At 61.0% G+C, this 11,976-nt stretch carries 12 protein-coding genes; 4 read left to right on the top strand and 8 right to left on the bottom strand.

Translation table 11 applies throughout. From position 1 onward, the window contains the following. Window positions 1–20: 20 nt before the first annotated feature. The 8 genes from INHI_RS0112045 to INHI_RS0112010 all read right to left on the bottom strand — a co-directional run bounded on the left by INHI_RS0112045 (window position 21) and on the right by INHI_RS0112010 (window position 6,835). Window positions 21–431 (bottom strand): universal stress protein, encoded by a 411-nt coding sequence (locus INHI_RS0112045; RefSeq protein ID WP_014873887.1) that lies wholly within the window; start codon window positions 429–431, stop codon window positions 21–23. Between the two features lie 28 nt (window positions 432–459). Further along, window positions 460–1,440, bottom strand: coding sequence for an alcohol dehydrogenase catalytic domain-containing protein (locus INHI_RS0112040; RefSeq protein WP_027247797.1), 981 nt, complete (start codon window positions 1,438–1,440; stop codon window positions 460–462). Further along, window positions 1,437–2,198, bottom strand: a complete 762-nt coding sequence (locus INHI_RS0112035) for an SDR family NAD(P)-dependent oxidoreductase (RefSeq protein ID WP_014879378.1) — start codon at window positions 2,196–2,198, stop codon at window positions 1,437–1,439. Before INHI_RS0112035 ends, INHI_RS0112040 begins: the two co-directional genes overlap by 4 nt. Continuing rightward, complete coding sequence (gene hisD / locus INHI_RS0112030) at window positions 2,191–3,498, bottom strand: histidinol dehydrogenase (RefSeq protein ID WP_027247796.1); 1,308 nt, start codon at window positions 3,496–3,498, stop codon at window positions 2,191–2,193. The genes INHI_RS0112035 and hisD overlap by 8 nt, the downstream gene beginning before the upstream one ends. Window positions 3,499–3,510: 12 nt before the next feature. Next, on the bottom strand, window positions 3,511–4,839 hold the full coding sequence (locus tag INHI_RS0112025; RefSeq protein WP_014879380.1) for a TRAP transporter large permease: 1,329 nt from the start codon (window positions 4,837–4,839) through the stop codon (window positions 3,511–3,513). A gap of 12 nt (window positions 4,840–4,851) precedes the next feature. Then, a complete protein-coding gene (locus tag INHI_RS0112020) occupies window positions 4,852–5,364 on the bottom strand; it encodes a TRAP transporter small permease (RefSeq protein ID WP_027247795.1) in 513 nt (170 codons plus the stop codon). Window positions 5,365–5,480: 116 nt separating this feature from the next. Beyond that, window positions 5,481–6,626, bottom strand: coding sequence for a TRAP transporter substrate-binding protein (locus INHI_RS0112015; RefSeq protein WP_014879382.1), 1,146 nt, complete (start codon window positions 6,624–6,626; stop codon window positions 5,481–5,483). Window positions 6,627–6,649: 23 nt separating this feature from the next. After that, on the bottom strand, window positions 6,650–6,835 hold the full coding sequence (locus INHI_RS0112010) for a hypothetical protein (RefSeq protein WP_027247794.1): 186 nt from the start codon (window positions 6,833–6,835) through the stop codon (window positions 6,650–6,652). A gap of 128 nt (window positions 6,836–6,963) precedes the next feature. On the opposite strand from INHI_RS0112010, the gene INHI_RS0112005 reads away from it, so the two are divergent. The 4 genes from INHI_RS0112005 (at window position 6,964) to argE (ending at window position 11,973) form a co-directional block, all read left to right on the top strand. Further along, a complete protein-coding gene (locus INHI_RS0112005; protein ID WP_027247793.1) occupies window positions 6,964–7,989 on the top strand; it encodes a LacI family DNA-binding transcriptional regulator in 1,026 nt (341 codons plus the stop codon). Window positions 7,990–8,221: 232 nt separating this feature from the next. Continuing rightward, window positions 8,222–9,595, top strand: a complete 1,374-nt coding sequence (locus INHI_RS0112000; RefSeq protein ID WP_027247792.1) for an aspartate aminotransferase family protein — start codon at window positions 8,222–8,224, stop codon at window positions 9,593–9,595. 34 nt (window positions 9,596–9,629) lie between these two features. After that, window positions 9,630–10,814 carry a M24 family metallopeptidase gene (locus INHI_RS0111995; protein ID WP_027247791.1) on the top strand — a complete coding sequence of 395 codons (1,185 nt, stop codon included), beginning with the start codon at window positions 9,630–9,632 and terminating at the stop codon, window positions 10,812–10,814. Window positions 10,815–10,818: 4 nt separating this feature from the next. Beyond that, window positions 10,819–11,973 (top strand): acetylornithine deacetylase, encoded by a 1,155-nt coding sequence (gene argE, locus INHI_RS0111990; RefSeq protein ID WP_027247790.1) that lies wholly within the window; start codon window positions 10,819–10,821, stop codon window positions 11,971–11,973. Window positions 11,974–11,976: the final 3 nt, after the last annotated feature.

Below are 11,976 nucleotides of genomic sequence, written 5' to 3'. Positions count from 1 at the left end.
TTCAGGTCTCGGTGTTGGGGTCAGAGGGTGCGGCAGACATGCACGGCGCAGGGTGCGTGGCGCACAACACGGGCGGCAGTCGAGCCGAGGAAAAAGTCGCTGAGCCCGGGTTTATGTGAGCCAACGACGATGCAGTCCGTGCCGTTCTGTTCGGCATATTCAACAATGGCCCGGTACGAGCGGCCTTTGACGATTTCAGCTGTGACATCGCCATAGTCAGCGGTTTTCTTGGTCAGTTGTTGGCGGGCCTTATCAAGCCCTTCACGTACTGCGTCCTCATCCAAATAGGCGCTGACAGAGCCTTGCGGTGCCTCATAGACATGCAGTGCGGTGATTTGCCCGCCGGGGTTGCACAGGGTCGCGGCAGCTTTCAGCGTTGTGCCGGAAACCCCGTGGTCCAGGGCCATGGGAACCAGGATCTTGTCATACATGGTACTCTCCGTTTGCTCAGCTCAGGGCTTAGGCCCAGGGGGATAAAATGATCTTTGGCGCGGCCACTGTACCGGACCGCAGGTCGTGAAACGCGGCGGCTCCTTCTGACAAGGGGCGCAGCTCGGACCAGTCCAGTGTTCCTAATCGGCCATCAAAAATCGCTTGTGACGTGTCGCGAAAATCCTGCGCGGTATAGGTATAGGTGCCGATGAAGGTGATTTCCTGCAGCGTCATGCGGCGGAGATCCAAACCGCCGACATCCTCACCGAGGCCGACATGGGCAATCACACCACCGGGGGCGGCGCAGGCAGAGGCCGCGGCGCGGGTGGCGGCATAGCCGACGGCGTCCACCACCAGCGGCACCATCCCCTGAAACTCTGCGACCGCCTGCTGGCCGCAGCGGTCCGTCAGGAAGGCCCGGCGCGCAGCGTTTGGTTCCTGGATGGTGACGTCCTTCACCCCCATCGCTCTGAGTGCCAGTGCCGCCGCCAGCCCGATGGCGCCACCGCCGATCACCAGCGCGTGGCGTTCGGTGTCTGGGTGCAGCGCCTCAAGCACCAACCGGGCGGCGTGCCAGCTGACGGCCAAGGGTTCTGCCAGCGCCGCCTTCTCCAGTGGCACATTGTCTGGCACCGTCACCAGATTGCGGTCTGGCATCGCCACGAATTGGGCAAAGGCACCTTCGCGCGGCGGCATGGAGATGATCTGTCGGCTGGCGCAGAGGTTTTCGCGCCCCGATGCGCAGGCCGTGCAGCTGCCACAGGTGACCAGTGGATTGATTGTCACTCGGCGGCCCTTCTGCGGTCCGTCCTCAATCACGCCGGCGGCCTCATGCCCCAGGATCAGCGGCGCAGGTCTGCGGTTGTCATGGCCCAGATAGGCGTGCATATCCGACCCGCAGATGCCGGAGGCATGAATGCGGATCAGATGCTCGCCCGGCAGGGCTGCAAACATCGGCACGTCGCGGAACACCAGCGTCTCAACCCCTTCATAAACCAAGGCTTTCATTTCGCTGTGAACCCTCCATCAACCATCAGGAGCTGCCCGGTGACATAGGCCGACGCCTCCGAACACAGGAACAAGAGCGGCCCGTCGAGATCCTCCATCAGACCGTTGCGGCCGATGCAGGTTTGCGCGGCGTTGCGGGCGGCGCGGGCGTCGTCTTCGAACACAGCCTGCGTCAGTTCAGTGGGGAAAAAACCGGGTCCGATGGCATTGGCAGTGATGCCGAAAGACGACCACGCCTCAGCCATGGCGCGGGTCAGCTGGCCGATCCCGCCTTTGCTGGCGCCATAGGACATGCCACCGGGAAAGGCGCGGGAGGTCTGGAGCGAGGCGAAATTGACGATCCGCCCCCAGCCCCGGTCCTTCATCGCTGGCACCAGAGCTTGGCTAAGGAAGAATGGCGCCGAGAGGTTGAGAGCAATTGTCTGGTCCCAGCCCTCAGCCGTGACCTGATCCGCGGGTTGCCGCGTGTTCACCCCTGCCGCGTGGATCAGGATGTCCGGCGGACCAAAGGGGGCCGAGACTCTATCCCGCAGCGTATCCAGCGTGCTTCTGTCTGCAACGTCGGCGGTGACATGGGCCGCGCTTGTCCTAATTTCCGCACAGAGGCTTTCCAGCGCCTCCGCCCGGCGCGCCACCGCCACCACCTGCGCCCCCGCAGCGGCCAGCGCGATGGCCGCCCGCCGCCCCAGGCCGGAACTGGCGCCGGTGATGCAGGCGGTGTGGCCTGTCAGATCGAACAGGGCGCGCGGGTCAGCCATTGGCGGTCAGGTCAAATGTTTCGTCCGGGAAATACTTGGCCAGCCGCACGTCGGCAGCACGGGCGTGGCCCTCCATCCCCTCCAGCCGTGCGATCCGCGCGGTGGCCTCGGCTACCGGTTTGGAGCCTTCGCGGGTGGCGCGCTGCCAGGTGACGATCTTCATGTATTTGTGGACCGACAGCCCGCCGGTGTAGCTGGCCGCGCGCGAGGTCGGCAGAACATGGTTGGTGCCCGCCGCCTTGTCGCCATAGGACACCGTGGTTTCCTCACCCAGAAACAGCGATCCGTAGCAGGTCAGCTGCCCCAGCCACCAGTCCAGATCCTCGGCCTGCACGGTCAGATGCTCGGGCGCATAGTCGTCGGAGCAGGCGCCCATCTCTTCGCGGTCGGAACATAGAATGACCTCCGCATAATCGCGCCAGGCCGCAGCGGCGTTCTCGCGGTTCACCTCGGGCAGATCGTCGATCAGCCCGGGCACCAGCCGCATCACCTCCTCGGCCAAAGCCCGATCATCGGTCACCAGCCAGACCGGGGAGTTGTAACCATGCTCTGCCTGGCTGACGAGATCGGTGGCAACGATATGAGCATCTGCCGTTCTGTCTGCCAGGATCAGGCTATCGGTGGGGCCTGCGATCATGTCGATACCGACACGACCGAACAGGATGCGCTTGGCCTCCGCCACGAACTGATTGCCGGGACCTACGAGGATATTGGCCTTGGGCAGCCCGAACAGGCCGAAGGTCATCGCCGCAACCCCCTGCACGCCGCCCATCGCCATGATCTTATCGGCGCCGCAGATATGGGCGGCATAGACGATGGCCGGCGCCACGCCGACGCCGGGGCGCGGCGGCGAGCAGGCGGTGATATGCTTGCAACCTGCCACTTTGGCGGTTGTTACGGTCATGATCGCGCTGGCGATATGGCTGTAGCGTCCGCCGGGAACGTAGCAGCCCGCCGCATCAACCGGGATCACCTTCTGCCCGGTGATGAAGCCGGGGCAGATTTCGGTTTCCACATTCTGCATCGTGCTTTTCTGCAGCTCGGCAAAGCGCCGTACGTTGTCGTGGGAAAACCGGATATCGGCCTTCAGCTTCTCGGGTACCAGCGCGCAGGCCGCCTCAATCTCTTCGTCCGTCAGCAGCACATTGCCCTCGTAACGGTCGAATTTCGCCGCATATTCCAATGCTTTGGCGTCGCCGCCTGCCTCAATATCATCAAGGATCCCCTGCACGGTCTTATGGGTCTCGGACGCATCAGATTTTGGGGTCAGGGCCGCCTTCTTCAGGTACTCACGGGTCATGTCCAAAGGGTCCTATTTATAGATGTCAGGGAGCAGCGTGGTTGAGATCGCAGGGAGATAAGCGATCAGCAGCACCACAATCAGCATGGTCAGAACAAAGGGAATGGCGCGGGCGGCGATCTTGAGGATGGACTCGCCGGTGATGCCGGAGACCACGAACAGGTTGAGGCCAAGCGGCGGAGTAATGAACCCCACCCCCAGCGCGGTGATCATCATGATGCAGAACTGAATTTCGTTCATGCCGATGTTGTCGGCGAGCGGTTTCAGGATCGGCGCCAGGATCACGATGTTTGGCGTCGTCTCCATCACGCAGCCCGCGGCAATCAGAATGCAGATCATCAGCAGTATCAGAATTGACGGATCATCGGTCAGCCCGGTCACCGCCGTCACAAACCCCTGCGGCACGCCCATGATGGCCAGTGCCTCTGCAAGCGGGGCAGAAAAGGCGATGATTGGCAGGATTACTCCGTTCACCTTGGCCGAGCTGACCAGCATCGCCGGGAAGTCCGCCAGTTTCAGAGTGCCGAGCAGGAAGCCCATCAGGATCGTGACGACCACGGCGGTGGCGCCCGCCTCGGTCGGGGTCAGGCGGCCGGAGAAGATGCCATAGAAAATGATCCCCGGCACGATAAAGGCATACCAGCCGGATTTCAGCGACTGGCCCAGATTGCCCAGCCATTCGCCCAGCCCCATGTTGCCCCCGGTCTCATAGGTATAGAGCCGGTTCATGATGATGTTGGTGACGAGGATCGACACCAGAATGGCAATCCCCGGGATCAGCGCCGCCAGAAATAGGGTGGAGGCGGAGATGCCCAGCACCAGACCGATGATGATATAGGCGATGGAGGGCGGGATCAGGATGCCGGTGCAGGCGCCCGCCGCGACCAGCGCGCAGGCATAGGGGCGGGGGTAGCCACTTTCGACCAGCCGGGCGATGGTCATCCGGCCGACTGCCGCAGCGCCCGCAGCATCAGAGCCTGAGATCGCCGCGAACATGCCGCAGACCAGCACCGTGGCCGAACCGAAACCGCCCCGCGTCCAGCAGGTCAACGCCTCCGCCACATCAAGGAACTTCTTGCTCAGCCCGGTGCGCACCAGCACATCGCCGGTCAGGATGAACAGCGGCACCGCCGTCAGCGCAAAGGCATCAATGCCGGTGAACAGGCTTTCTCCAATTGCACTGAGCGGCAGATCGCCCGACATCACCAGCATGGTGATGGCCGCCGCCCCGATGGCGGCCCAGACCGGCACCGCCAGCGCAATCAGGGCCACGAACAGGATCACCGGCAGGTAAAAGTCCCACCCCAGTTCAACCGTTTGATTGAGTGAATTCCACAGCATCTCTCAGATCCTTCAATCAAACAGCTTGTCGCCCTCAAAGACGGGCGAGCCGTCCCGAAGGCTGCGAAAATCGCGTAGGAAGGATTGCAGCAGCCGCCAGACCATCAGGGCGAACCCGGCTGGCACCGCCATCAGAAACCAAACCATGGAAATGCGCAGCCCGTGGCTGACGGAGCCGAATTTGGCTGACACCAGCACCGTCTCGAACGACCAGTAAAGCGCCACCAACGCGACAACGAACATTACCAAATCGCCAAAGATATAGAGCAGCGCCTTGGGACGCGGTCCAAGGTAGTGCATCAGCACATCAATCCGGATATGGGCCCGCTCTTTCACTGCGGCGGCGGCACCGATCCAGGCGAGATAAATGAAGGAGTAGCGCACGATCTCCTCACCCCAGATCGAGGAATAGGCAAAGAGTTCGCGCCGGATAACCTCAACCGCCATGGTGATAACCAGCATCACGTAGAAGGTCAGCAGCAGCCAGCGCTCGGCGTTTTTGTCAATTTTTCGCAAGAGTTCCATCGCTCGTCCCGAGGTTTGGGCGCGCCTGATCAATCAGTCCAAATCGGGCTGTCGAAGGCGGCTATGAGGGAAAGGGAACGTGGCGCCGGAGCCCCGGCACCACGTCTTGCGACACGTTACGCGTCGTGAACGTAGTATTTGCCTTGCGTGCCTGCGGCCTCTTCCAGCTTGGCAAAATTGTCCATCGACCCGGCCAGCTCTGTCTTGAACGTATCCCATTCACTGCGCTGATAGCCGCCGGCCTCTTGCCATTCACCCAGCTGATCGTCGCTGAGCGTGTGGAAGGCAACACCGGCCTTGGCCAGCTCCGCCATTGCATAGGCGCGGGCCGAGGGAACCTTGGAGAGGTTTTGATGCGCGGTCATTTCCGACCCCCACATCACGCCGTCCTGCACATCAGCAGGCAAGGAATTGAACCACTCAAGATTACAGGAGTAAACCTGACTGTCCGGCACCGCCTGGGTGAAGGTCACATGGCTGAGAATGTCCTTGAAGCCAAAGACATAAAGCGCGCCAACCGACGGATCGAGCGCATCTGCCACACCTTGTTTGATCGCCGATGGTGTCTCTCCCCAGGCCACTGGCGTGGGGTTGGCGCCAACCATGCGGTAATATTGTTGCAGCATCTTGGAACCGGGCACCCGGAATTTAACGCCCGCCATGTCACCCGGTGATGTCACCGCGTTGCCGCCCTTGCGCACGGCAACCACGCGGGGATCAATGTTCACATAGAACAGAGCCTTGAAACCATTGGCTTCCACCTTGGGGTGCACCTCTGCGTTCCAGAAATCGGAGGTCACCAGATTGGTGAACCGCTGGTTGGAGCCGCAGAGATAGGGCATATTGATCAGATCTACGGTGGAGGCGAAGGGGGCGAAGTTTGACAGCGAATGCTGTGCTGCCTGAATGGTGCCGCCTTGCACCTTCTGCACCAATGCGCCGCCCGCGCCCAGCTGTCCGCCGGGGGCCAGTTTGACATAGATCTTGCCGTTGGTGGCGTTTTGGATGTTTTCCTTTAGATCCAGCTGCATGATCGGATAGCTGCGCGATGCCCCCAGCACATAGGCGGTGGCCACTGTCATGATATGCTCGGCCGCACCCTCACGTTCCTTTTCCTCCTTGGCGGTTTGTGCAACCGCCTCTGTTGACCAGAGCACTCCGCCGGCCCCCGCCACCAGGGCTGCGGTGAAAGAACCGGTTGAGGCCAGTTTCAGAAAATTGCGGCGCTCTGCGGATTTGAGCCCATCCTTGCTATTCGTCATTGTCTTCCTCCCTTGGAAATCCATCAGCTGCCGCCTTGGTTTTTTTGGTCAGCTTCTTTTTTGAGAATTGCAGCCACAAACAGAATGGACGCTGCAAACAGGATCACCATCTCACCGACGTCGCTCAGAAAACCGCCGCCACCAAATGCGCCCATGGCAACATTGGCAAAGAACACGGCAAACACGCAGACAGACGCCATCAGAAACATCGAAAGATCCCCGTTGTTATCTCTACAGTATTTGTAAGCGCTTACATTGATAATGCAAGCGCTTACATTGATGACTGGCGGTGGCCATGAAATCTGCTAAAATAAGCTAGGGAAATTACAGGTACGACATGGGAAAAACCCCCTCCGCTCCAACACTTAACGATGTTGCCAAGGCCGCAGGCGTCTCAACCGCCACAGTGTCGCGCTGCCTGAATTCACCGGATCGTGTCATCGAAACGACCCGCCATCGTGTGATGCAGGCGGTCGAATCACTGGGCTATACGCCAAACTTTGCCGCCCGCGTTATGGCGGCCAAACGCAGCTTTACCATCGGAGCGATTATTCCCACGATGGACAACGCGATCTTCGCGCGCGGACTGCAGGCGTTTCAGGATCAACTGCGGGAGGATGGCTACACGCTGCTGGTGTCCAGTTCCGCATATAGCCCAGAGGTGGAGAAGGAACAGATCCGTGCATTGGTTGCGCGTGGCGCAGATGGCTTGCTGCTGATTGGTCATGAGCGGGAGGAGCAGATTTACCAGTATCTGGAGAAACATCGGGTACCGGTCCTTGTTGCTTGGTCTTATGCGCCTGAACGGCTGCAGCCGTCAGTGGGTTTCAGCAACAAGGGCGCGATGCGGGATCTTGCCCACGCGGTTGTTGATGCCGGGCACCGCCACATAGCGATGATCTCCGGTATCTTGCAGGGCAACGACCGTGCCCAAAATCGCGTCAGCGGTGTTCGCGATGCCATGCGCTCCAGAGGTCTCGACCCGGCTGCGCTCACATTGATCGAAGCCCCCTATGAGATTGAAAAGGGCGCCTCAGCCTTTGCAGAGCTGATGTCACGCGCGCCCCGCCCAACCGTGGTGATGTGCGGCAATGATGTCTTGGCAGCAGGGGCGCTCCGCGAGGCGCGAAGCAGGGGCATCGCCGTGCCTGACGATGTCTCCATCACAGGGTTCGATGATATCGAACTGGCAGAAATCGTCAGCCCCGCTCTGACAACCGTGCATGTCCCGCACCGCGAGATGGGGCGCAAGGCGGCGCAAGAGCTGATTGCAATCGTGGAAGGCAGGTCCGAGGGGCAGTCGGTCTGCATCAGCACGACTCTTGTCACGCGTCAGTCCTTGGCGCGGCCGTCCGGCAGATAGCAGCGCGGTGTCATTGGCCAACCTGCCGGCTGACAAAAACCTGTTGCCATGGGAGGTCTCGCCATGCTCCAACTGTGACACGACCCTGGCAATAAAGGCATTGCGCGCTGCTGTCCGGGTGAGCGGAGCCTTTTCTGCTCAAAAACGGACCGCCTCTTGGTCTGTCGCGTGCAACTGGCTCCCTTCATGTGACCAAAGGCGGCGCGCCGCCACAGCCAAGGAGTGAGCACATATGCTACGTAACGACCAATTGGACCAATGGGACCGTGATAGCTTTTTCCATCCTTCAACGCATCTCGCTGAGTTTGCCCGCGGAAATCTGCCTCAACGCGTGGTGACCGGTGGCACCGGCTGCCATATCGAGGACCGAGACGGCAATCGGATGCTAGATGCTTTTGCCGGACTTTATTGCGTGAATGTGGGCTATGGCCGACCTGAGATCGCCGAGGCCATTGCCGATCAGGCCCGCGAGCTGGCCTATTATCATTCTTACGTGGGACATGGGACTGAGGCGTCTATCACCCTGGCCAAGATGATCATGGACCGCGCTCCTGATCATATGTCCAAGGTCTATTTCGGTCTCTCGGGGTCGGATGCCAATGAAACCAACATCAAGCTGATCTGGTATTACAACAACATCCTCGGCCGCCCGGAAAAGAAAAAGATCATCTCGCGCTGGCGTGGCTATCACGGGTCGGGGTTGATGACCGGGTCGCTGACCGGGTTGGAGCTGTTCCATAACAAGTTCGATCTGCCCTTGGCGCAGGTGGTCCATACCGAGGCCCCATATTATTTCCGCCGTGAAGACCTCAGCCAGAGCGCGGCCGACTTTGTTGCCCATTGTGTGGCAGAGCTGGAGGCCCTGATCGCGCGGGAAGGGGCCGATACCATCGCCGCCTTCATCGGGGAGCCGGTTCTGGGCACCGGGGGCATCGTCCCGCCGCCCGCAGGATACTGGCCCGCCATTCAGGCGGTGCTTGAACGGCATGATATCCTGCTGGTCGCAGATGAGGTGGTGACCGGTTTTGGTCGGTTGGGCACGATGTTCGGCTCGGATCACTACGGCATGCGACCCGATCTTATCACCATCGCCAAGGGGTTGACCTCGGCCTATGCACCGCTGTCGGGCTCTATCGTGTCGGACAAGATGTGGCAGGTTCTGGAGCGGGGCACAGATGAGAACGGCCCCATCGGCCATGGCTGGACCTATTCGGCGCATCCTATCGGGGCCGCCGCCGGGGTGGCCAACCTCAAACTGATTGACCAGCTTGGTCTTGTCGAAAATGCCGGTGCCATTGGGGCCTATCTTAACGACGAAATGCGCAAGGCGCTGGGCGATCACCCCAATGTCGGCGATCTGCGGGGCGAGGGCATGTTATGCGCAGTGGAGTTTGTCGCTGACCGCGATGATCGCCGTTTCTTCGACGCCAGTGATAAGATCGGCCCGCAAATCGCCGCCAAACTGCTGGAACAGGACAGCGTGATCGCGCGGGCCATGCCGCAGGGGGACATCCTTGGATTTGCGCCACCATTTTGCCTGACACGGGATGAAGCGGACCGTGTCGTGGCCGCAACCCATCGAGCCGTCACCGCGGTGCTGGGCTGATGGGGCGGAGTAAAGAGCGGAAAGGATCTGAGCGATGACCAAACCACAGACCCCCTTCACACAATCTGAATATCAGCACCGTCTGGACAAGACTCGCGCCGCGATGGCGGCTGCGGGGCTGGACGCGCTCTTTGTCACGGATCCCTCTAATCAGGCTTGGCTCACCGGCTATGATGGCTGGTCTTTTTACGTGCATCAGGGGGTGATCATCCCGCAAGACGGTGATCCGATCTGGTGGGGGCGGCATATGGATATGATGGGCGCCCGCCGCACCTGCTGGATGCCGCAGGACAGGCTGCTGGGCTATGGCGACCACTTTGTCCAATCAACCGACCGACATCCGATGCAGGATCTTGCCGGGCATCTGTGCGCTCTCGGGCTGGAACGCGCCCGGATCGGTGTCGAGATGGAGAATTATTACTACTCGGCAAAGGCCCATGCCGTATTGGCGGCAGAGCTGCCGCAGGCGGACCTGGTGGATGCCACCGCACTGGTCAATTGGCAGCGGCTTGTGAAATCAGATGCCGAGATCAGCTTTATGCGCAAGGCCGCGCGGATCACCGATAAGGTGATCCACACCGCCATCGAACGGGCCGCACCCGGCGTGCGAAAAAACGATCTGGTGGCCGATATTCTGCATGCCGGTGTGACTGGCGTGGGGGACGATTGGGGCGACTACCCGGCCATCGTGCCACTGACCCCCTCCGGGCTGGATGCGACAGCGGCGCATCTGACCTGGGACGGCACCCCGATGCGGCAGGGCGAGGCAACCTTCTTCGAACTCTCCGGTTGTTACCGCCGCTACCACGCGCCGCTGTCACGGACTGTGTTTCTAGGCACCCCGTCAGAAGAAATGTTGCGGATTGAGGCGGCGCAGATCGAAGGCATCGCCGCCGGGATCGAGGCGGCCCGTGCGGGCAATCGCACCTGCGATATTGCCAATGCCTTCATGGCGGTGATGGCCAAACACGGTATCGAGCGTTCTGGCCGCATGGGCTACCCGGTTGGCCTGTCCTATCCGCCGGATTGGGGGGAGCGCACGGCGTCGATCCGCAGCGAGGATACAACTGTGCTGCAACCCGGCATGGTGTTCCATTTCATGCCAGCGCTCTGGATGGATACATGGGGGCTGGAGACCACCGAAACCCTGCTGATCCGCGACACAGGCGCTGCTGAGCCGCTCTGCTCTATTGAGCGCAAACTCTTCGTGAAGGGGTGACGGGATGATGGAGCAGACCACCGGCATTCTATCGGATCTCATCGCCTATCCCACGGTCTCTGCCGACAGCAATCTGGAGATGATCGCTTATCTGGCCAACCGGCTTGAGGACTGCGGCGCGCGGGTCGATGTGATGTTTGATGCCAGCGGGCAGAAGGCAAATCTCTTCGCCACGCTTGGCCCGGACGCTGATGGCGGGATTGTGTTGTCGGGCCACAGTGACGTGGTGCCGGTGACCGATCAGGACTGGACCAGCGATCCTTTTGCAATGGTGGAACGGGATGGGCGGCTCTACGGGCGCGGCACCTGCGATATGAAGGGGTTTATTGCCGCAACATTGGCGATGGCCCCAGAGTTCGCCGAGCAGATCAGCCGCCGTCCTGTCCATTTCGCCTTTACCTACGATGAGGAGGTGGGCTGCATTGGTGCCGGTCATCTGGTGCAGGCCCTGCGTGAGCGCGGACTGAAACCGCGACTGGCGCTCATCGGCGAACCCACCAGCATGCGAGTCGTTGAAGGGCACAAAGGCTGCCACGAATACAGCACGCGGTTTCAGGGGCTTGAGGGGCACGGATCCGATCCGGGGCGGGGCGTCAATGCGGTGGAATATGCCGCGCGTTATGTGAGCCGCCTGCTGGACCTGCGCGGCGATCTGCAACAGCGTACCCCACCGGACAGCCGCTTTGATCCGCCCTGGACAACGCTGAACATCGGCGCCCTCAATGGCGGCAGCGCCCATAATGTTATCGCGTCAAAAGCGCAGGTGGATTGGGAGATGCGACCGGTGCAGCCCTCGGACGCGGATCATGTCAAGGACACGATGGCACGCTATTGCCGCGACACGCTCTTGCCCGCGATGCAGGCGATCTACCCGGAGGCCAGCATAGAGACTGAGGTGGTGGGCGAGGTGGCCGGGCTCACCCCCAGCACTCAAAATGAGGCGCGTGAACTCATGGCAGATCTGCTCGGCAGCAACGCTGCTGAGCTGGTGCCCTTCGGCACCGAGGCCGGGTTGTTTCAGGAGCTTGGGATGGATGTGGTCGTCTGCGGCCCCGGATCCATTGCGCAGGCGCATAAGGCGGATGAATATCTGACGCTTGATCAGCTCTCACAATGCCTCACTGTGCTGAATCGATTGGCAGGGCGGCTGGCGGACTGACGC

Source organism: Phaeobacter inhibens DSM 16374 (assembly GCF_000473105.1).
Taxonomy (GTDB): Bacteria; Pseudomonadota; Alphaproteobacteria; order Rhodobacterales; family Rhodobacteraceae; genus Phaeobacter; species Phaeobacter inhibens.
The sequence above is the reverse complement of the archived record's forward strand: the minus strand, read 5'-3'. Positions and strand labels throughout refer to the sequence as shown.